The following is a 21,342-nucleotide window of genomic DNA, read 5'->3' as shown; positions in this document are numbered from 1 at the left end:
CGAAAGCGCGGTTTTTTAATTTTGGTTATTAAACTTTTGCAGAATTATTCCATTACTTATTGCTGAGGATATGAATTGAAATTCAGGGGAATTCTGCTTTGCTTCATGAATTTTTTGTTTAGAACTAAATAAATTAAAAAATGTTTTTCCAAAATTATATGTTCCTGAAAGATTAAATCCACCAAGAACTAAATCACCTGCAGCTAAACCAACTTCTAAAAGTTCTGACTTATTATGCCGAATATCACTAATTAAAGATTTCATAGAGTAATATCTAAACCTACATGAAAAGGCGTGCTCATAATCTCGAATCGCTCTTTCAAATTCTTCCAGCTCATAACATTTTGCTAAATCTCTACGTGCTAAATTCTCATGAGAACTAATCTTTTCAAATAATTTATATTTAGCAAAATGTAATCTATCTAATTCATCCAAATAATCTTCTCTAAATTTTCTTAATGTATCAATCGGAACATACGTACTTGGATAAGGTAAACATTTTGAAATTTCAACTCGAATAGAATCCTGTTCAATTAAACTTTCAGATTCAATACTATTAAATTCCTCAGCAACATTATTATAAATTATCCAATCTGCATCTTTATTTTGTCTTCTTACACTTTGACATGCTAATAATGATTCTAATGCCATTCTTTGCATTTCTGATGAATGCATTGACTGTGGGGGTGCATTAGAATAAAACTCAATGACACCATTACTTCTAAATTCTTCAATTACATCATTAGTAAAATGAAACATTGGAATTTGTGTGACTATTATATTATCCCAATAAAGCCCATAAAACATTAAATCTGCATGTGTTAAATCTTTAGCAACAAGTCCATTTTCATTCGAAACACCACCCATTCCTGAAATTATTAAACCTTTAGTAATTCTTTTCTTTTTAAATTGAATTATGTCACCCATTATAAAACTCAAAAAATTATTAATATTTTCAATATTTAATCACATAAATAAAATTATATAACTCAATATTTTATAAAAAAAGCCCAATTTTCATTGGGCTTTTTTTATTTAGAAATTATTCATTAATCTTCGAATGAACTTTCTAACTCTTCAAGTTCCATCATCAGTTCAAGCATTTTTTCTTCTGCTTGTGCTAATTTTCCTTTAAGCTCAGTTTGTTCATTCATCAATTTTAAAAGATCATCTTTCCGAGACGCATCATAAAGTGAAGCATCCCCTAAAGCATCCTCAATCTGACCTAGACGTGGTTGGATTTTCGCAATCTCAGCTTCCAGTTTTTCAATATTTTTACGAATTGGGCGGCTCATTTCACGGCGACGCGCAGCTTCTTTACGCTGTGCTTCTTTATCTACTTTAGAAACTACAGGCTTATCGATCACTTGAGATTTTACTGGCTCAGGTGCTTGCTGCCCTTGCTTCATCAACTCTGCACGTGCTTGACGTAACCAGTCTGCATAAGCGACCAGATCACCTTCAAACTCACGACATTTACCGTTATGCACTAGGAGTAACTCATCACAGACACTTGCAATTAATTGGCGTTCATGTGAGACCAACACCACTGCCCCTTCAAAGTCTTGTAGTGCCATAGTTAATGCATGACGCATATCCAAGTCTAAATGGTTGGTCGGTTCATCTAAAATTAAAACATTTGGACGCTGCCAGACAATCAAAGCCAATGCTAAACGTGCACGCTCACCCCCAGAGAAGCTTTCACACGGCGTATCCATACGCTCACCAGAGAAACCAAAACTCCCTAAGAAGGCACGTAAAGTCGCTTCACTAATCTTTTTATCTGCAATACGAGATAACTGCAACATTGGACTCGCATTACCATCTAATGCATCCATTTGATGTTGGGCGAAATAACCAATATTAAGTAATTCGGATGCTTTGCGTTGACCTTGAATTAAAGGTAAATCACCCACCAATGATTTAATTAATGTGGACTTACCTGCACCATTCATTCCCAGTAAACCGATACGGCTGGTTGGCGTGATTTGTAGTTTCACATTGGTCACAATCAGTTTGTTACCATAACCAATATCAGCACTATCCAGTTGTAACAACGGAGAACTCATTTTGGTCGGTTCACGGAAGCTAAAGGTAAAAGGCGTATCGACATGCGCAGCAGAAAGCTCTTGCATTCGTTCAAGCTGTTTAATACGACTTTGTGCCTGTTTCGCTTTGGTTGCCTTAGCTTTAAAACGATCAATATATTTTTGCAGATGTGCACGTAGCTCAAGCTGTTTCTCATACGCCTGTTGTTGCTGAGCTAAACGTTCACTTCGGGTACGTTCAAATGTTGAATAGTTACCGGTATAAAGCGTTAGTTCTTGGTTTTCGATATGCAAAATATGATCGGTAATGGCATCCAAGAAATCACGGTCATGCGAAATCAGTACCAATGTGCCTTCATATGCTTTCAACCAGTCTTCTAACCATAAAATAGCGTCTAAATCTAAATGGTTCGTCGGTTCATCAAGTAAGAGTAAATCTGAACGACTCATCAAAGTACGCGCAAGATTTAAACGCATACGCCATCCACCAGAGAAACTTTTTACGCTAAGTTCTGACTGATGTTCAAAGAAACCTAAACCAGCCATCAGTTGTGATGCTTTAGACGGCGCTGAGTAGCCACTAATTTCATCAAAACGACCATATAAATTTGCTAAATCTTGATCAGACAATCCGTCAGGATGCTCAAGTTTGTGTTGGATATCCCAATACTCTTCATCACCTGATAGAACGAAATCAATCGCTTTCATATCCAGCGCTTTAATCTCTTGCGCCATATGCGCCACTGTCCAAACCGATGGTCGTGTCAATGAGCCACCATCTGATTCCATGCCCCCAAGTAATGCTGAAAACAACGTCGATTTTCCTGCACCATTGACACCTGTTAAACCAATCTTCCAACCAGGGTGAAGTTGCATAGACGCTTTTTCGAATAAAATGCGACCGCCGCGGCGAATGGTAAGTTGGTCTAACTGAATCATAGATATTCAAACAAATAAGTATTGGATGGCGCATTTTAATGGATTTCAACCAGAACAACCAAAAATTAATCCATCTTTCATCTTCATTTCATTCTTGGCATAAAAAAGCCATCACTTAGGATGGCTTTTTAATCATGCAAAACTTAATGATTTAGTCAGTAAAAGTTACTTTAGCAATGGCCTTTTTACCTGCTTGAACAATCACTGTTTTGTTTTCGTTAATTGAGAATGATGCATCCACCACCTCCCAATCAACTTTTACGGCTCCACGTGAAACAGCATCTTTGGCTTGTGCTGCATTTTTAGTTAACCCTGCTGCACGAACAATAGAAGCAATAAACATTTCACCACCGAATTCACCACGTGAAATCGTCACTTCTGGCGTTCCTTCAGGAAGCTCACCCTCTGTGATGATATTCCCTGCACCTTTATGTGCATTCGCAGCAGCTTCGCTTCCATGGAAACGCTCCACTAACTCGAGTGCTAAAATACGTTTAATTTCTTGAGGGTTACGACCTTCAGCCATTTCTTTCAATAAGCCTTCGATCTCTTCCATTGACTTGAAGCTAAGAAGTTCGAAATATCGCTCAATTAAGCTGTCTGGCATTGAAAGTACTTTTTGGTACATCGCACCAGGTGCATCAAATACACCAATGTAGTTACCTAAAGATTTAGACATTTTGTTGACGCCATCTAAACCTTCAAGAATTGGTACAGTGATACACACTTGTGGCTCTTGATTATAACGACCTTGTAAAGTACGCCCCATCAGCAAGTTAAAGGTTTGATCTGTACCACCTAACTCAACATCTGCCTCAAGCGCGATAGAGTCATAGCCTTGCACCAATGGATACAAAAACTCGTGAATCGCAATCGGCTGTTGGTTGTTATAGCGTTTAGTAAAGTCATCACGTTCAAGCATACGTGCAACCGTTTGCTGTGAAGCCAATTGGATCAGATCAGCAGCAGTTTTTTGAGCAAACCATTCTGAGTTAAACACCACCTTAGTTTTATTTGGATCAAGAATTTTGAACACTTGTTCCTGATAGGTTTTCGCGTTTTCTAAGACTTGCTCACGTGACAATGGTGGACGAGTTGCACTTTTACCTGTTGGGTCACCAATCATCGCAGTGTAATCACCAATCAAGAAGAATACTTCATGACCTAAGTCTTGGAACACTTTAAGCTTGTTAATTAATACCGTATGACCTAAGTGTAAGTCTGGTGCTGTAGGATCAAAACCCGCCTTAATTTTCAAAGGACGATTCAATTTTAATTTCTTCAGAAGATCTTCTTCTGAAATAATTTCATGTGTGCCTCGTTGAATGAGGGCAAGTTGTTCTTCAGCAGGCAGGAAATTTGACATCACAAAACCCAAATACATCTGTTGTTCAATTTGTGCGATATACTAACACTTTTTCAGCACAATGCAGGCTTAAGAATAATCATGACCACAATCTACATTGGTGTAATGACTGGCACGAGTATGGACGGCGTCGATTTTGTAGCCGCTTCTTTTGATCCATTACAGATCCATGCAACGCTGACATTAGCCTTTGATCCAGATTTACGTGATGAACTGATGGCACTTACTTTGCCAGACGATAATGAAATTGACCGCATGGGTAAAGCTGATGTCGCTTTAGCACAGATGATCGGTCATGGAATCAATCAACTTATACAAGAAAATAATCTCGATAGAACTCAAATAAAAGCTATTGGATCTCATGGTCAAACGATTCGTCATCGTCCCGAACATGGATTTACCCTGCAAATTGGTGATCCCAATATTATTACTGAAATCACTCAAATTCCTGTGGTATCAGATTTTAGACGCCGTGATATGGCTGCTGGTGGTCAAGGTGCACCTCTAGTGCCAGCATTCCATCAAGCCTTATTTCAGCATCCGACGATACACCGTGTGATCTTAAATCTCGGTGGAATTGCCAATGTCAGTATGTTACCTGCGGGTGATCCTAAAGGCGTATATGGCTTCGATACTGGACCAGCCAATATTTTGATGGATGCTTGGTGTGAACGTTACACAGGGCAGCCTTATGATGAAAATGGCAATTGGGCTGCTTATGGTACGCCTATTCGTGCTTTGCTTGATCGTTTGCAATCACATGACTTTTTCTCGAAAGAGCCGCCAAAAAGTACTGGTCGTGAAGACTTTAATTTGGAATGGTTGGATGAACAAATTGCGGATTGGCGTAGCGATGTTGAATACGATGAACTTGAAGATACGCCTGAAAATGTTCAAGCAACGCTGATGAAACTCACGACACGTGCCATTAAGAAAGCCATTTATCGCTCCCCTATGGACACAGGTGAAGTTTATGTCTGTGGGGGTGGTGCATACAACTCACAATTATTAGAACAATTACGTTGGCGTTTACGTAAACATGAGTGGAGTGTTCAAACCACAGCAGATTTGGGATTAGCACCGACTTGGGTGGAGGCGACCGCTTTTGCGTGGTTGGCTATGCGATTTGTAAACCAACTTGCTGGTAATTTACCTGAAGTGACAGGAGCTCAAGGAGATCGAGTTTTAGGAACGATCACTGCTGTTTAAATGAAGAATCGATGTATCCACTATCCTGAGTTGATACATCGATTTACCTAAACAGGTGCAAAATTCAATTTTGAAAGTGGCGAGTTTACAGCAAAAATTCGATGTCTACATTCAGTAAAGCCATTTTCCCTTAAACGCTGAAGATGCATATTTAGATAATCCTCTGCATCTGATTGGCTTTCAAATAAGTAAATTCCACCTGCTTCTTTGGACGCTTCATTTTCAGTCCAAATTTTCCAAATCAAGCCTTTCTCATTTGCTATTGAATCCGCGAGTGTTTTGAAACTTTCAAACATTTCATGACCCCAAGGTCCATCATAGGGAAAATCAATTTGTAGAATAATTGCCATTCAACTTTTCCTTATATACGCGCATCTTTGATTAAGTCATCAATAGCTTGTGTTAATTTTTCCAATGTCACATAACCAGAGCCTATGATTTTGACATTGTCTCCATGACGTATCACAAAACTTGGGAACCCTTTTATGCCCCAACTTCGGTTAAGCTTGAACTCTTCATAGGTCGCTGTTTGGGTCTCAGGTAATTCAAACAACGTTGAGAATACGTCAAAATCTAGCTCAAATGTTTCACATATACTTCGATAATATTCAAGCTCGTTCGGATCTTCACCATCCACATAAAATTTATATTGGATTGCTGAAAAAAATGCCAAAAGTTTTTCATCATGATGATCATGGTCTTGCCAAAGTTGTCGAGCAACGTAAATAGCACGTGCTGAAGGCTCAGTATCATAATTAAAATGTGCTCTTTCTAACAATTTTTCAGTGAAAGGTTGTTGAGTCAGTCTCTGAATATTTTTCCATTCGGTGCGTAAAAAATTCTTGAAAGTATCAGTCCAAGCATCACCTCCACCAGGTCTTAAACCACCGCTAATCACTTGAAAGCCAACACCATGCTGAATTGCATATTCACGCGCTTGTTTAATGATATTTGAACTTCCCCAACACCATGAGCACATTGGGTCACCCACATAAATCAGGCTGAGGTCAGATGCTACATTGACCACTGCATTTTGGCCTTTTTCCAATTCGGCTACTGAACAAGTACCAGTTTCTAAATCACAATTCATTGTCATTGCTATGTCCTCAATTTGCTAAATCAGATCATTTGCTACATCTGATCAATTGACTTAACTTAGCGGTTCTATAATGATGTGAATAGACAATAAAAATGAAAGGTGGTGTTCGATTTTATGAACAGCTTACCCTACTCAATCGATGACCTATATTGGTTCGTACTGATTGCAGATGCTGGAAGTTTATCCGCGGCAGCAAGACGTTATGATATTGCTAAATCCACGTTATCTAATCGACTTTCAAGACTTGAAGAATCCTTAAATATTAGATTATTAAATCGAAATACCAATTCAAGCTCACTAACTGATGCTGGTAAGATTTTCTTAAAAGAAATCTCCCCCCTATTTCATCAGATTGAATCGCTGACGAACGACCTCACACAATTAGAAATACAACCCAAAGGTCGAATTCGAATAGCTGCTTCGGGAACTTTTGGAAAATTGGTGGTATTGCCTTTAATCTCTCAATTTTTAATTGAATATCCACACATTGATATTGAAATTGATTTGAATGACACTAAAGTTGATTTGATTTCTGGAGGATATGACTTAGCCATCAGACTTGGTGATTTAGCAGACTCTACACTCCATGCTCAAAAGGTTGGACAAGTTCGAAGAATTTTATGCGCCAGTCCAACCTATCAAATGCGTTGTGGCATTCCTGAACACCCAGAGCAACTGTGTGATCATCATTTTATCTCACATAACCGCGAGCTGTCCAAAATCAAACTTTTCAAAAACGGTACGATAAAAAAATTTAAAATTTATACACATCTGATGGTGACACCATCCGAACATGCTCTTGCTGCTGTAGAAGCACATTTAGGTATTGCCGCCGTTGCAGAAATCCAAGTGGCCCATCAATTAGTCAACTCAACGTTGATTCATATTTTACCTGAATGGTCTCTAATCCCTGAAGATGTCCACTTGGTTACTCCGAGCTTAAGCTATCGGACCTTAGCTTTGAGACTTTGCTTAACGTTCTTACAAAAACAAATCCCAATACAAATACACCGTTTAATCAACCCATAATATTGTCAGACAATGAACGACCTTCTTTCACCTAGAACTGACCCGTTCAGCCCTAGTTCTATCATCCAAATTTGATAAAGATATGTAAAGGAAAGAGGATATTGATTATGGAAAAACAACAACGAATCACTGAGTTTCAAAAAGGTAATCTTATTTTTGATGTAATAGATAGCGGTCCAATCGATGGCACTCCAATTGTGCTATTACATGGTTTTCCTGAAACATCAAAAATTTGGCAGCATAGTGCCGAAATACTAAACCAACATGGTTTTCGCACCTATGCGTTAAACCAACGTGGATATAGCTTAAGGGCTCAACCAAAGAAACGTGCAGATTATGCCATTCAACATTTAGCAGATGATGTAAATGTTTTACTCGACTTAATTGGAGAGCCTTCATATATCGTAGGACACGACTGGGGCGCAGTCGTTGCTTGGGAAGTTGCTCTACGTTATCCTAATAAAATTAAACATTTGACCGCGATCTCCGTCCCTCACAAAGCAGCATTTATGCGGGCTTTTTACAGCAGTACACAACTTTTTAAATCCTATTATATGGGACTATTTCAGCTTCCATGGATACCTGAGTTGCTCTTTAATAAAACACCTCAAATTGGCGAGGCTTTATTAAAAAATTCTGGAATGACAGTTGAACAATTAAATGACTTTAAACAAGAAATGATTATAGAAAAACGGCTCAGCCCATCACTCAATTGGTATCGAGGTTTACCTTTTAGCTCTAATAAAACGCTATTCAATAAAGTCAAAGTTCCCACTTTATTTATTTGGGGCAAAGATGACGTTGCAATTGATGCTAAAGGTGTTCAGTTCAATCAAAATTATGTTGAAGGTCCATATACGGAAATTCATTTAGAGGCGAATCATTGGATTCCAGTTCAAAATTATCATGAGCTGACTGATTTAATTCTGAAAGAACAGCAAAAATTATCATAAAAAAAGCCCGCTTAGCGGGCTTTTTTTTGCTGCATATTAAATTGAGAATGAAGATCCACAACCACATGTCGTTGTCGCATTAGGATTTTGCACGATAAAGCGAGATCCTTCCAAGCCTTCGACATAATCAACAACTGAACCAACGAGATATTGATAACTCAGTGAGTCAACAAGCATCTTCACATCACCATTCACAAATTCAGCATCGTCTTCATTTTGAGATTCAGCAAAATTGAATCCGTAAGAAAAACCAGAGCAACCACCACCTGTCACATATACACGTAACATCAAATCTTGATTTCCTTCGCTCTCACGAAGTTGACGAACTTTATTCGCAGCATTGTCAGTCAGCTCAAGTGCTTGGGCAGTCATGATGGATTCCTCAAAAAATTAAATAGGCTTTGAAATTAAAAGACCATATATCAAGTATAACATACTCAATATATGGTCATAACTCGAACTTTAAAGTTTATTCAGAGTAAATTTATCGGATTTAAATGTAACGTCCTATGAACTTATTTGTAGTTCTCATCCTGCAAGCTACATTCAAAGTTTGTCGGTTCATTCTTACAACGGAACTGCCAAAGTAGTTTCATCATTTGTTTGTTGTAAACACCTTGTTTAGTAAGTGCAATACGAGATTCACGCATCAATTTTTGATAACCAGGTTTATCTCCAGCTGGAACATTCATCCAATATTTAGCCGGAATATCCGCTTTCATTTTGCCTAAAATTTGATTCGCACGTGGTAATTGTGTTTTCACCCAATCACGCGATTTCTGTCCGAAACCTTCAGGGAATTTATCATGACGAATGATGATGTTACCGGTCACTTGAAGAATTGGATAATTCACAATTGCACCTTTCGTTCCTAGCCCTTTATGAAGTTCTAAAGGACGGAATACCGCTGCTGGTGCACCAATAATATCAACTTGGCCGTTATTGAATTTACTACCAAAATTAGTGACATCAGAACTCACTGCCTGCGCACCAATTTGCTGTACCATAATTTTTTGTGCCTGATCATAATCAAGTACGGCGATCTTTTTACCCGCAGCTTTAGCAACCGTATTAATACTACGATCACGCACCATTAAATAAGCATCACCAACAGGAATCACACCTGCAACTTCATAGTTGCCATTTTTCATATGCTTTGCAAAAGTTGGACTTGCTAAACCTTGCATAACTTTGACAGCTAAATTGAGATTAGTAATCGCACCAATGGCATCTAAAGAGCCAGTGAAATTATTAAACTGACGACCGCGCATCCCTGTGATACTGACACCGTCACATTTACCTGCTTTGAAATCTTCAGCAATTACGCCTTCATTTTGTCCGACTTTAAGCTCAATATCAGCTCCCCACTGCTTAGCAGCAAGTTGATAGTCTTTCATTAACGCATAGACATCGCCGTTTTTCCCGACGAGATCAAACACGCAGACGACTTGCTTTGCTTGTGAAGCCGTTGCAGCAGTCATTAAACCTGCTGATAGTAATAATGTTTTGGTTAAATTCATTTTATTGTTTCCTATTCCTTCTTTCTTATAGTCTCGAATATCCCATATCGAACACCTTAAACTTCAGTGTCAGTGTGTTGAACTAAAATGAGATTACACGATCCAATTGTGTAGATACTGATCCTGAGATGCTGTATGTATATGGTTTTTAGATACAGATCATTTAAATACTACTTATTGTGATTAAAGCATACTTTTTTCTTATAAATGTGCATTGGCGAAAATGACATAAAATGAATAAAAAAAATCCTAGACCAGGTCTAGGATTTTTTCTTTAGAAATCAGAATTATTCACCACCAAGTGAACATTCGAAGTTGGATTTATCGACAGAGCAACGTGCTTTCTTAAGAACAGACATCATCTCTTTGTCATAAATACCTTGTTTAGTGAGATCCATACGACCATCACGAAGTAGTTTTTGATATTTCAGCTTTTCTTCAGCTGAGAATTGCATTTTGTACTTAGCAGGAATTTCACCCTCTAAACGCTTGATCATTGCGTAGCTTTTCGGCAAGTTTTTCACAAACCAATCACGTGATTTTTGACCAAACCCTTCAGGGAATTTTTCAGGCTTCATCACAAAGTTTGCTGTAATGTGTACCACAGGGAAATCAAACATTGCCCCTGTACTACCTAAACCTTTATAAATTTCAAGAGGCTTATAGGCATATGCTGGTGCACCCACCATATCCACCTGACCATTATTGAACTTCGCAACAAAGTTTGAAACATCAGATCCGACTGCTTGAGCACCGACACGTTGCACCATAATTTTTTGTGCGGGGTCATAGCTTAATACTGCGAATTTCTTACCTGCAGCTTTTTCGATTGAATCAATTTTTTTATCACGCACGAAAATATATGCTGCCCCTAGTGGTGCAATACCAGCCACTTCATATTTTTTCCCACCGAGATTTGTGACCATCTTTGCAGCATTACGTTTGTCTAAAGCAAAAGTAATCGCACGTTGTGCAATTGCATTTGATGGTGCGCCACCTAAAGAGTCAATCGAACCCACAAACTTGTTATATTGACGAGCACGCATCGCTGTTAAGAAAACAGCATCACACTTACCTGCTTTAAAATCATTATCGGCTACAGCCTCATCTTGACGTGGAATCAGATTGATATCTGCACCCCAGCCCTTTGCTGCCAATGCCCATTCTTGAGCCATTTGAAACGATTCACCAGACTTACCGAGTAAATCAAATACACACACATCAACCTTTGCTTGAGCAGTTGAAACCATACCCATGGTTGAAGCCGCCAATAAAGCCAGAGTTGTTTTTTTCATTCTTAGTTCCTTTTAAGCATTTAAATGGATTCTTTTCCATGACAAAAATTTTAATCACTCTCTATTTAAAAAAATAGAGCTATTGCTCTATTTTTTATTATCTAATTATAAATTATTGAATTTTATAGTTTTAATTATTTATTAATTTCGTAAATGCTTATTTAATTATCTTTATATTTCATATAATAAATAAAATATGTGACTTCAAGCACATCATTTTATTGAAATTAATTCCAAAAAAATGACTTAAGATTTTAGATTGATACAAAAAAAGCACTCCTAAGAGTGCTTTTTTTAACTTATAGCATTAAGCATCAATATCTGCATTCAATGCATTCTCTTCAATAAATGCACGACGTGGTTCAACATCATCACCCATGAGACAAGAGAACATGCGATCTGCTTCAATTGCATCATCAATCGTCACTTGAAGCATATTACGATTTTCAGGATCCATCGTGGTCTCCCAAAGCTGCTCTGCATTCATCTCGCCCAAGCCTTTATAGCGTTGGATCATCATGCCACGGCGTGAATCTGCCAATACTTGTTGCCATACTTGATGGAAGTTAGCAACATTGACTTTACGCTCACCTTTTTGCAAATAAGCCCCGTCTTCAAGTAACGTAAACCAACTCTTTGAGTTTTGAAGTAAACGTTTATATTCACCTGAACCTAATAAACCAGCATCTAATAAATAGTGATGAGGAAGGTTGTGTACATACACTGTTAAACGTGGCCAGTAATGTGTTTCACGTGAACCATCTGCGAGTTCTTTTTCGAATGCTTCGAGCGTGAATTCAGGTCTTAAGCTTGGCTGTTGTGTTTCAATTGCTTGACGCAATTGCTCTGCCCAAGACGTCACATAAGCTTCATCCTGATTTTGATCTAATTTAAAAGCATCTAAACCAAGTAAAGCATCTAACAAAGTTGCAGGATAACGAATCGTTAATCGCTGTAAGCTTTTTTGTGATGTCTGATAATCAGCAATGACTTTTGCAAGCGCTTCACCACGAATCGCAGGTGCGTCAGCACTGATATGTAATGCCAACTCATCAATTGCATTCGAAATTAAATATGTTTCAAGCGCATCATTATCTTTAATATACTGCTCTTGCTTACCTTTCTTTAATTTATAAAGTGGTGGCTGAGCAATATAAATATGACCACGTTCCACTAATTCCGGCATTTGACGGAAGAAGAACGTTAATAACAGCGTACGAATATGTGAACCATCCACGTCCGCATCGGTCATAATAATAATTTTGTGGTAACGTAATTTGTCTGGATTATATTCTTCACGACCGATACCACAACCTAATGCTGTAATCAGTGTTCCGACTTCAGCAGAAGAAATCATCTTGTCAAAACGAGCACGTTCCACGTTTAAGATTTTACCTTTGAGCGGTAAAATCGCTTGCATTTTACGGTTACGACCTTGTTTCGCTGAACCACCTGCTGAATCACCCTCGACAAGATATAGTTCAGATAAAGCTGGATCTTTTTCTTGACAGTCCGCCAATTTACCTGGAAGACCTGCTATATCAAGCGCACTCTTACGGCGAGTCATTTCACGTGCTTTACGCGCCGCATCGCGTGCACGTGCGGCATCAATAATTTTACCCGCAATTGATTTAGCTGCAGCTGGATTTTCAAGAAGATACTCTGAAAAAGCTTTATTCATTGCTTGTTCAACAGCAGGTTTTACCTCGCTCGATACCAATTTTTCTTTGGTTTGAGAAGAGAATTTTGGATCAGGAACTTTCACTGAAACAATTGCTGTTAAACCTTCACGTGCATCATCACCAGAAACTGCAACCTTCTCTTTTTTGAGTAAGTTTTCGTTTTCCATGTAGTTATTAAGGCCACGAGTTAAAGCAGCTCGGAAACCAGCTAAGTGAGTACCACCATCTTTTTGAGGAATGTTATTGGTAAAGCAACGTACGTTTTCTTGGTACGTATCATTCCATTGCAATGCAACTTCAACACCAATGCCATTATCAGCTTGCGTGGTAAAGTGAAAAATATCGTTAAGATGCGTTTTTCCTTCGTTAATGTATTTAACGAATTCTGATAAACCACCCTCATAATCAAATACATGTTCTAAACCAACACGTTCGTCACGTAGAACAATTCGGACGCCCGCATTTAAAAATGACAGTTCACGTAAACGACGAGCTAAAATATCGACATTGAAAATGGTCTGACTGAATGTTTCAGCACTTGGATAAAAACGTACACGAGTACCTGAACGATCTGTATCGCCCACCACCTTTAAAGGGTATTGAGGGTCACCATGGCGGTATTCTTGTTCATAAATTTTACCAGCACGATGAATTGTGAGTTCCAGTTTACTAGACAAAGCGTTTACAACTGAAACACCTACACCGTGTAAGCCACCAGAAACCTTATAGCTGTTGTCATCAAACTTACCACCCGCATGAAGAATCGTTAAGATGACTTCAGCAGCAGATACACCTTCTTCAGGGTGAATATCTGTGGGAATACCACGACCGTTATCTGCGACAGAAACAGATTCGTCTTCGTGAATGGTAACCAGAATTTCATCACAGTGACCAGCAAGGGCTTCATCAATCGAGTTGTCCACCACTTCAAACACCATATGGTGTAAACCAGTACCATCATCCGTATCACCAATATACATGCCTGGACGCTTACGTACTGCGTCTAAACCACGTAATACCTTGATGCTAGAGGAATCATAAGCCTTTTCAATGGTTTGTTCTATTTGAGAAGCAGCTTGATCTTCTGAACTCATGGTTACTCCCTAGTGAAAAAAAGGTCTATCCAAAGATGGAGAAAACTTCAAAAAATTATTGCACAACAACTTGAACAGAACCGTTTTCAACATTGAATAATTGATAGGAAATAGACAAATCATGTAAATGTTTTTGTACAGATTCATGATCTAAAGTGGTAATGAAAACTTGACTACCAAGTTGGCTCAATCGCTCAATTAAACGTTGTTGTGCGGTTATATCTAATTCTGCTGTCACATCATCTAATAATACCACAGTTTCCTTATTAGACGCATGCAACATTGCGATCTGTGACAATTTTAAAGCCATGATTAATAATTTTTTTTGCCCCCGTGACAGTACGGCATCTGCATCTCCTGTTGGGGTTTTTAACTTTAAATCTGCACGGTGTGGACCATATTCTGTATAGCGTCTTTCGCAGTCTTTTTGATGATACAAAATCAAGTCTTCAGCCAAGCCATGTTCCACATGAAAGCCTGCTGCATACTCCATATGGATCTCGATATCTGGTAATAGTGTTTTAAGATCTTGCTGAAAAAATATCTGCCACTGTTCAACAATAGCCTGACGTTGTAAATGTAATATTTCACCGTACTCACTAAGCATTTTGTTCCATGCTTCTAAATCTTGCACCGTCAGATTACGTTTTGATTTTAATAAGCTATTTCGTTGTTTTAATGCTCTAGAATAAAATTGCCATGCATAGTAAAAATCTGGTTCCACGTGAAACATTAACCAATCAAGCAATTGTCGTCTTGGTTTAGCTCCGTGATCAATAATATCTGTACTCAGAGGGTCAATAAGCTGTAATGGTAAAATTTTGGCTAGCTGTCCTTGCGTGGCAATACTATCCCCATTCACTTTAATATTTTGCTCACCTGTAATGAGCTTTTGCATACCAATCTTTTCAGTAGCAGACTGTGCAAATACAATCGCATCCTGCATTTGATTTTGAATGTAATGTTTAGGAATATGTGTACGAAAAGATCGACCAGTGGCCAATAAGTGAATTGCTTCTAATATAGACGTTTTTCCTGAACCATTTTGTCCATAAAAAACATTAAACGGTTGCAACTCGTGGAGTGCAACCGCTTTTAAATTTCTCACACGCTGGATATTTAAACGCGTAATGAACATGACCAGATTAAACTAAATCAAAAACAACATTAAACACGCATCGGCATGACGACATAAGTTTGATCTTGATGAGCAGGATCTTGAACCAATACAGATTGGTTTGCCTCAGTCATTGTCATTAATACATCATCACCATCCAACACATTCAATACATCCAAAATGTATTGTGCGTTGAATGACATTTCCATAGGTGCATTATTGTATTGAATCGCAAGATCTTCAACTGCCTCATCTTGCTCAGGGTTATTGGCACGAAGTTGCAGTGAATCTGGATTGAAGTTTAAAAATACACCACGTAATTTTTCGTTACTCAGAATAGCAACTCGCTGTAATGATTGTTTGAAAATATCATGTGCAATCGTAACTGTTTTATCACCGCCACGAGGAATAACACGTCGATAATCAGGGAATTTACCATCAATTAATTTTGTAGTAATACGAACAGTAATATCACCCTGCTCTTTATCACGGCTTGGAATTGTCAAAGTAACATTCAGCAGTTCACGACCAATTAACAACGAGAGTTGATTATCTTCGATACTCAATAGACGCTGTAATTCACCAACCGCTTTACGAGGCACAATTGCTTGCACTAACTGCGAAGCATTCGAACTGGCCAATGTTTCACAAAGAGCAAGACGATGTCCATCTGTCGTCACTGCACGAAGCTGATTTTCATCAATTTCAAGTAAAGTACCTGTAAGATAAAAACGGACATCCTGAACAGCCATCGCAAAAGAGGTTTTTTCAAATAAACGTTTTAGTTCACGTTCAGTGACCTGAACTTGAGTCCCTTGACTATTTTCAGTCGTTAATAAAGGGTAATCCTCAGCAGATAATGTTCCTAATACAAAGCGGCTATTACCAGATTTCAAAATACAACGCTGGTCTTCTGTGATTTGTAAATCAATCAGTGCTGCTGTCGGTAAAGATTTACAGATATCCATCAATTTACGTGCGGGTACTGTGGTTTGACCTGCTTGTAAACATGCTCCCTCTATAAGCGTTGTACTCGCAACAAGTTCAACTTCAAGATCGGAACCTGTAATCGTCAGTGCATCTTGAGTAACCTGAACTTTGACGTTTGAAAGAATATTTAACGTATGGCGACGTTCTACAGCACCTACAACATGAGACAAAACATTGAGTAAGCTTTCTTTCGCGATCTTCAAACGCACGATGGATTTCCTCTAAAAACAGTATATCGACGACAGACTAAAACACTTTTAATCATGTACTATGCGGCAGAATATGCCGCATTGCAAGAATAGAATTTAAACAGGTTTAGCTTTGTAATAAGCGCATTAAATTTTTGTAATCTTCATTAAAGATGGGATCTTCAGCACACAAACTCTGCACTTTTTCACAGGCATGCATGACTGTACTGTGATCACGACCACCAAATGCCATGCCAATTTCAGGAAAACTGTCGCCCGTTAATTCTCTCGCAAGCCCCATTGCTAATTGACGTGGTCGAGCATAAATACGAGTTCGTTTAGGTCCAACCAACTCTTTCAATGGGATACGAAAATATTCACTGACTACACGCTGAATATTTTCGGTGCTAATAGTACGAGCACGAATCGCAAGAACATCTTTCAGTGATTCTCGCACCACATCTAAGTCGATTGGTGTCCCTTTAAAACGAGAAATCGCGACGACTTTATTTAATGCACCCTCAAGTTCACGTACGTTTGCCACAACTTGCTGTGCAATAAAGAGCGCACAGTTACGAGGCAAATCGATACCATTACTTTCAGCTTTTTTAAGTAAAATCTCAATTCGAGTTTCAATATCAGGCGGTTCTACCCCTACCGATAATCCCCATGAAAAGCGAGATACCAAACGAGGATCTAACTCGGTCAACTCTTTAGGATAGCGATCTGAGGTCAAAATAATTTGTTTAGATTCATCTAATAAGGCATTAAACGTGTAAAAAAACTCAACTAAGCTGGCTTCTTTACCTGCAAGTAAATGGATATCATCCACTAAAAGTAAGTCCAATGAACGACAATTTTTTTTAAATTCTTCGACTTTACCTTGTTGAAGTGAACTCACAAAATCCTGAACAAAACTTTCAGCAGTCATGTACATCACACGAGCATTTGGTTTAGCTTGTAATAAAGCATTACCCACTGCTTGCATCAAGTGGGTCTTACCTAAACCAGTCGGACCGTATAAAAATAACGGGTTATGTTGAGGTTCGCCTAACTGAGTTAACACTTTACGGCAGGTTTCTGCCGCCATCTGATTTGAACGCCCTTCGACGAACAATGCAAAATTAAACAGCGGATTTAATAATCGTTTTTTTGATGTTTTTGTATTTTGCTGCTCATTGCTTTCTTTTTTTGCTCTGACTACAGGTGCTGCTGCTGAAGACTCAAGCGCTGCAGTTGTTGTCGCAGGTTGCTCTGAAGCAGATAAAATCGCGCCTGGTCGTGAGTCGACTAAAATTTCAACTTTACAAACACGTCCTTCAGACATTTGTTCTGCAAGAATGCTAATTAATTCTAAATGATGTTCTTGAATATAGCGTGTCCAGTAAGGATTAGGTGCATAAAGCTTTAAAACACCATCTACCTCTTCGGCAACCAATGGACGTATCCACATTGCAAAGACATTATCTGAGAGCTCTTGTCGCAAGCGATTTAAGCAGTCTGTCCACAGCATGTGAAACCCCTCATTCCATTTAAATTTAAAAACAACCCCATGAGATTGGGGAGGCAATCATACCCAAGTTATCCACATATGTCATGAGTAATTTTGAACTTTAAACACAAATAATCAAATTTAAAAGTCTAAATTTAAATTTAAAACAGGGTGTGGATAAGGTTTTCCACAAACTGTGGATAAATAAAAGCAATAACTTATCCACAATCTATAAAAAATATGAAACATAGTTATCAACAACCTAAGTATATGTATTTAAAAAAAAATAATTCCTTATCCATAGAAAATTACAACCCTAATAGTAATAAATTTAAATTTATAAATTTGAATTTATTTAATAAGATTCGGTTTTCTGTGGATAATCATTCCTTGTGTTTAAATTTAAATTCAAATTTAAAAATCAACCATAATTAAATTTCATCTTGTGTATAAGTTTATGGATATTTCTGTGGTTAACTTAAATAATATAATAAAAACATATATTTATTTTGTGTATAAATAGATTATTTAACAAATTTGTATCTTTCTCAGACTCAAGCAACTTTCATCAAAAGTGTTACACAATACTGTTTAATATTGACAGAACAAACAATGCACAATACAATCGCGAACCTTTATAGAACACCAACTTTGGAGTTTCGATATGAAACGTACTTTCCAACCATCTGAATTAAAGCGTAAACGCGTTCATGGTTTCCGTGCTCGTATGGCGACTAAAGCTGGCCGTCAAGTATTAGCTCGTCGTCGTGCAAAAGGTCGTCACAGCTTAACTGTTTAATACCAGTTTAGTTTATCGACGATTTGGGTGTTATGACACTTTATAGTTTCAGTCCAGAGGTGAGAATCCGCTGTGCTGCAGATTACAAAGGTGTATTTGATGGTGCGCTTTTTAAAGTGCATCAACCCCATTTCTTATTTTTAGCTACACCGACTAAACAGCCTAAAAGCCGTTTAGGTATTGTTGTTGCTAAAAAGAAAGTGCGCCGTGCACATGAAAGAAATCGAATAAAACGTATTGCTCGCGAAAGTTTTCGCTTAAATCAGCAAGATATAGATTTATTGGATATTGTGGTCATGCCTAAGGTAGGTATTGAGTCGATTCCGAATGCTGAATTGCATAAGCAATTACAATTTGCATGGCAGAAGCTACAGCGTCTTGTAAAAAAACATCATAAAATATCAGTTCCCTCTCCTCAAAGTTAGAGGTGGCCAATGGTCCGTATATTGCATTGGTTGATTCGTTTCTATCAAATTGCGATTAGTCCGCTCCTTGGACCTCGTTGCCGTTATTTCCCAACTTGTTCTCAATACTCGTTAGAAGCTATTCATATACATGGCCCGATTAAAGGTGTCTGGTATGCAACGCGACGGATTTGTCGTTGCCATCCGTGGGGTGGAAGTGGATATGATCCTGTTCCCAAAAAAGCAATTCGTTTTATTTCATTTCAGCAAATAGATTCTCAAATGACTCACGTTACTGTACCCTTGCGTGAGCGTTTATTGAACCAAAAATCACTCTAACCAATTGGGGTAATCGATATGCAACAATGGGCCAGGTTTGCAATTCTCGGGGCCATGTTTGTCACCGCATATTTGCTTATTCTTGCTTGGCAAAAAGACTATGGTCAAACTGAAACAACTGCTGCGACAGCACCTGCTGCCGTCGTTGCCCAAGATGTTTCTGCTGATCTGCCAACGAGCCAAACGACAGCGGGTTTAACTGATATACCGCAAGCAAATATTGCAGCTGAACAACAAGACACAACTACACCTGCAACAGCAAATCAACAATTAGTTGCTGTTCAAACTGATTTATATCATCTTTGGATTAACCCTAAAGGTGGGGACATTGTCCGTGTTGAACTACTCAATCATGATAAAAGTAAAAATAGTGAACAACCGTTCGTTATGCTTGAAAATGATGAGAAACGTACTTATGTCGCTCAATCAGGTTTAATTGGTTTAAATGGACCTGACAGTAGCCGTAGTGGACGTCCAACATTTGAGTTTGAAAAGTCGACTTATACTTTAGCTGATGCTCAAGCAACCACCAATAAAGATGGTGAAGCTGAGAAAGTGTTAAAAGTACCAATGGTATTAAAAACGGCTGATGGTGTTGAAATCATCAAAACGTTCACTTTCCAAGAAGGTGCATATCCAGTTAACGTAAGTTATCAAGTGATTAACCGTAGTCAGCAAAACTGGCAAGGTCAAATGTTTGGTCAGATCAAACGTGACAACTCTGAAGATCCAGGTAAAACTGATCAAGGAATCTTTACGCTGGGCACTTATTTAGGTGGTGCTTGGGGTACACCTGATGAGCACTATAACAAATTAAAATTTGATAATTTTAATGAAGAAAAGTTAAGTGTTGAGGCTCAAGGTGGTTGGGTTGCAATGGTTCAGCATTACTTTGTAAGTGCTTGGGTGCCTGGTAACTTCGGTAACCAGCCGTATTCTGCAAAAATGGAGTCACGTAAATCTGCTGATGGTATGAATATCATTGGCTTTACTTCGCCTACCATTAATGTACCAGCTGGCAAAACAATGACTGTTGATGCAACATTCTACTCAGGTCCAAAAATTCAATCTGAATTGAAAGACTTGGCAACTGGTTTAAATCAAACGGTTGATTATGGTTGGTTATGGCCAATTGCGAAATTGCTATTCTTAGGTTTGCAATTCTTCCATGGCATTGTTGGAAACTGGGGTTGGTCAATTATTCTATTGACAATTCTTGTGAAACTTATTCTTTGGCCTCTTTCATCTAAGAGCTATCGCTCTATGGCAAAAATGCGTGTGATTGCACCAGAAATGCAACGCATGAAAGAAGAGTTCGGCGAAGACCGTATGCGTTTCTCACAAGAAATGATGGCACTTTATAAGCGTGAACAAGTCAATCCATTATCTGGTTGTTTACCTTTACTTCTTCAAATGCCAATTTTCTTGGCTTTGTATTGGGTGCTCATGGAGTCTGTTGAGTTACGCCACGCTCCTTGGTTAGGTTGGATTCAAGATTTATCTGCAATGGACCCATGGTTTATCCTACCATTGTTGATGGGTGTGACGATGTATGTTCAACAAATGTTGAACCCACAGCCGACAGATCCAATGCAAGCAAAAGTCTTTAAGTTTATGCCGATTATTTTCACGGTATTCTTATTGTTCTTCCCTGCTGGACTTGTGCTTTACTGGATTGTCAACAACTTGATCACGATTCTTCAGCAAGGTCTGATTAATAAGAGTGTTGAGAAAGCTCGCTTAGCAAAAGAAGATACAGCATCTACGAACTAAGTTTTG

At 38.4% G+C, this 21,342-nt stretch carries 18 protein-coding genes and 1 pseudogene; 7 read left to right on the top strand and 12 right to left on the bottom strand.

The window, feature by feature from the left end:
* Window positions 1-15: 15 nt before the first annotated feature.
* The 3 genes from AC1M9N_RS14050 to tyrS form a co-directional block, all read right to left on the bottom strand.
* Window positions 16-927 carry a DUF6236 family protein gene (locus AC1M9N_RS14050; protein ID WP_481954938.1) on the bottom strand — a complete coding sequence of 304 codons (912 nt, stop codon included), beginning with the start codon at window positions 925-927 and terminating at the stop codon, window positions 16-18.
* A gap of 122 nt (window positions 928-1,049) precedes the next feature.
* Entirely contained in the window at window positions 1,050-2,987 is a 1,938-nt protein-coding gene (locus AC1M9N_RS14045) for an ATP-binding cassette domain-containing protein (protein ID WP_035269460.1), read from the bottom strand.
* A gap of 151 nt (window positions 2,988-3,138) precedes the next feature.
* The gene (tyrS, locus tag AC1M9N_RS14040; protein WP_171076798.1) at window positions 3,139-4,371 is read right to left on the bottom strand and encodes a tyrosine--tRNA ligase; all 1,233 of its coding nucleotides are present in this window, start codon (window positions 4,369-4,371) and stop codon (window positions 3,139-3,141) included.
* 63 nt (window positions 4,372-4,434) lie between these two features.
* Between tyrS and AC1M9N_RS14035 the strand changes: the two genes are divergently transcribed.
* The gene (locus tag AC1M9N_RS14035; protein WP_035269457.1) at window positions 4,435-5,562 is read left to right on the top strand and encodes an anhydro-N-acetylmuramic acid kinase; all 1,128 of its coding nucleotides are present in this window, start codon (window positions 4,435-4,437) and stop codon (window positions 5,560-5,562) included.
* 47 nt (window positions 5,563-5,609) lie between these two features.
* Here AC1M9N_RS14035 and AC1M9N_RS14030 read toward each other — a convergent pair whose 3' ends face one another.
* Window positions 5,610-5,912, bottom strand: coding sequence for a monooxygenase (locus AC1M9N_RS14030; protein WP_035269455.1), 303 nt, complete (start codon window positions 5,910-5,912; stop codon window positions 5,610-5,612).
* A gap of 11 nt (window positions 5,913-5,923) precedes the next feature.
* Window positions 5,924-6,658 carry a DsbA family protein gene (locus AC1M9N_RS14025; protein ID WP_481954937.1) on the bottom strand — a complete coding sequence of 245 codons (735 nt, stop codon included), beginning with the start codon at window positions 6,656-6,658 and terminating at the stop codon, window positions 5,924-5,926.
* Between the two features lie 117 nt (window positions 6,659-6,775).
* On the opposite strand from AC1M9N_RS14025, the gene AC1M9N_RS14020 reads away from it, so the two are divergent.
* Entirely contained in the window at window positions 6,776-7,690 is a 915-nt protein-coding gene (locus AC1M9N_RS14020) for a LysR family transcriptional regulator (RefSeq protein ID WP_051586619.1), read from the top strand.
* Between the two features lie 107 nt (window positions 7,691-7,797).
* Entirely contained in the window at window positions 7,798-8,643 is an 846-nt protein-coding gene (locus AC1M9N_RS14015) for an alpha/beta fold hydrolase (protein ID WP_481589589.1), read from the top strand.
* Window positions 8,644-8,679: 36 nt separating this feature from the next.
* On the opposite strand, the gene erpA is transcribed toward AC1M9N_RS14015, so the two are convergent.
* From erpA to dnaA, 7 genes are all read right to left on the bottom strand, one after another.
* Window positions 8,680-9,015: an iron-sulfur cluster insertion protein ErpA gene (gene erpA, locus AC1M9N_RS14010; protein ID WP_035268624.1), complete on the bottom strand. Its 336-nt coding sequence runs from the start codon at window positions 9,013-9,015 to the stop codon at window positions 8,680-8,682.
* 143 nt (window positions 9,016-9,158) lie between these two features.
* Window positions 9,159-10,163: a putative solute-binding protein gene (locus tag AC1M9N_RS14005; protein ID WP_035268621.1), complete on the bottom strand. Its 1,005-nt coding sequence runs from the start codon at window positions 10,161-10,163 to the stop codon at window positions 9,159-9,161.
* 287 nt (window positions 10,164-10,450) lie between these two features.
* Window positions 10,451-11,458: a putative solute-binding protein gene (locus AC1M9N_RS14000; protein WP_481589590.1), complete on the bottom strand. Its 1,008-nt coding sequence runs from the start codon at window positions 11,456-11,458 to the stop codon at window positions 10,451-10,453.
* A gap of 307 nt (window positions 11,459-11,765) precedes the next feature.
* A complete protein-coding gene (gyrB, locus tag AC1M9N_RS13995; protein WP_481954936.1) occupies window positions 11,766-14,234 on the bottom strand; it encodes a DNA topoisomerase (ATP-hydrolyzing) subunit B in 2,469 nt (822 codons plus the stop codon).
* Between the two features lie 55 nt (window positions 14,235-14,289).
* Window positions 14,290-15,372 (bottom strand): DNA replication/repair protein RecF, encoded by a 1,083-nt coding sequence (gene recF / locus AC1M9N_RS13990; protein WP_481954935.1) that lies wholly within the window; start codon window positions 15,370-15,372, stop codon window positions 14,290-14,292.
* 29 nt (window positions 15,373-15,401) lie between these two features.
* Window positions 15,402-16,550: a DNA polymerase III subunit beta gene (gene dnaN, locus AC1M9N_RS13985; RefSeq protein WP_481954934.1), complete on the bottom strand. Its 1,149-nt coding sequence runs from the start codon at window positions 16,548-16,550 to the stop codon at window positions 15,402-15,404.
* Window positions 16,551-16,656: 106 nt separating this feature from the next.
* On the bottom strand, window positions 16,657-18,042 hold the full coding sequence (dnaA, locus tag AC1M9N_RS13980) for a chromosomal replication initiator protein DnaA (RefSeq protein WP_035268607.1): 1,386 nt from the start codon (window positions 18,040-18,042) through the stop codon (window positions 16,657-16,659).
* Between the two features lie 643 nt (window positions 18,043-18,685).
* On the opposite strand from dnaA, the gene rpmH reads away from it, so the two are divergent.
* The 4 genes and pseudogenes from rpmH (at window position 18,686) to yidC (ending at window position 21,336) form a co-directional block, all read left to right on the top strand.
* Complete coding sequence (rpmH, locus tag AC1M9N_RS13975; RefSeq protein ID WP_000831329.1) at window positions 18,686-18,820, top strand: 50S ribosomal protein L34; 135 nt, start codon at window positions 18,686-18,688, stop codon at window positions 18,818-18,820.
* A gap of 32 nt (window positions 18,821-18,852) precedes the next feature.
* On the top strand, window positions 18,853-19,245 hold the full coding sequence (gene rnpA / locus AC1M9N_RS13970; RefSeq protein WP_035268604.1) for a ribonuclease P protein component: 393 nt from the start codon (window positions 18,853-18,855) through the stop codon (window positions 19,243-19,245).
* 9 nt (window positions 19,246-19,254) lie between these two features.
* Window positions 19,255-19,576, top strand: a pseudogene (yidD, locus tag AC1M9N_RS13965) (membrane protein insertion efficiency factor YidD).
* Between the two features lie 5 nt (window positions 19,577-19,581).
* Entirely contained in the window at window positions 19,582-21,336 is a 1,755-nt protein-coding gene (gene yidC / locus AC1M9N_RS13960; protein ID WP_035268599.1) for a membrane protein insertase YidC, read from the top strand.
* Window positions 21,337-21,342 lie beyond the last annotated feature (6 nt).

This window comes from Acinetobacter sp. ANC_7655, from assembly GCF_056784015.1.
This window is presented reverse-complemented; position numbering and strand designations above follow the sequence as displayed.

Coding starts and splice junctions, on each gene's coding strand:
- AC1M9N_RS14035 (WP_035269457.1), top strand. CDS start 4,435: ATGACCACAATCTACATTGGTGTAATGACTGGCACGAGTATGGACGGC.
- AC1M9N_RS14020 (WP_051586619.1), top strand. CDS start 6,776: ATGAACAGCTTACCCTACTCAATCGATGACCTATATTGGTTCGTACTG.
- AC1M9N_RS14000 (WP_481589590.1), bottom strand. CDS start 11,458: ATGAAAAAAACAACTCTGGCTTTATTGGCGGCTTCAACCATGGGTATG.
- AC1M9N_RS14025 (WP_481954937.1), bottom strand. CDS start 6,658: ATGACAATGAATTGTGATTTAGAAACTGGTACTTGTTCAGTAGCCGAA.
- AC1M9N_RS14005 (WP_035268621.1), bottom strand. CDS start 10,163: ATGAATTTAACCAAAACATTATTACTATCAGCAGGTTTAATGACTGCT.
- AC1M9N_RS14015 (WP_481589589.1), top strand. CDS start 7,798: ATGGAAAAACAACAACGAATCACTGAGTTTCAAAAAGGTAATCTTATT.
- dnaA (WP_035268607.1), bottom strand. CDS start 18,042: ATGCTGTGGACAGACTGCTTAAATCGCTTGCGACAAGAGCTCTCAGAT.
- rnpA (WP_035268604.1), top strand. CDS start 18,853: ATGACACTTTATAGTTTCAGTCCAGAGGTGAGAATCCGCTGTGCTGCA.
- AC1M9N_RS14045 (WP_035269460.1), bottom strand. CDS start 2,987: ATGATTCAGTTAGACCAACTTACCATTCGCCGCGGCGGTCGCATTTTA.
- AC1M9N_RS14050 (WP_481954938.1), bottom strand. CDS start 927: ATGGGTGACATAATTCAATTTAAAAAGAAAAGAATTACTAAAGGTTTA.
- erpA (WP_035268624.1), bottom strand. CDS start 9,015: ATGACTGCCCAAGCACTTGAGCTGACTGACAATGCTGCGAATAAAGTT.
- yidC (WP_035268599.1), top strand. CDS start 19,582: ATGCAACAATGGGCCAGGTTTGCAATTCTCGGGGCCATGTTTGTCACC.
- gyrB (WP_481954936.1), bottom strand. CDS start 14,234: ATGAGTTCAGAAGATCAAGCTGCTTCTCAAATAGAACAAACCATTGAA.
- AC1M9N_RS14030 (WP_035269455.1), bottom strand. CDS start 5,912: ATGGCAATTATTCTACAAATTGATTTTCCCTATGATGGACCTTGGGGT.
- tyrS (WP_171076798.1), bottom strand. CDS start 4,371: ATGTATTTGGGTTTTGTGATGTCAAATTTCCTGCCTGCTGAAGAACAA.
- rpmH (WP_000831329.1), top strand. CDS start 18,686: ATGAAACGTACTTTCCAACCATCTGAATTAAAGCGTAAACGCGTTCAT.
- recF (WP_481954935.1), bottom strand. CDS start 15,372: ATGTTCATTACGCGTTTAAATATCCAGCGTGTGAGAAATTTAAAAGCG.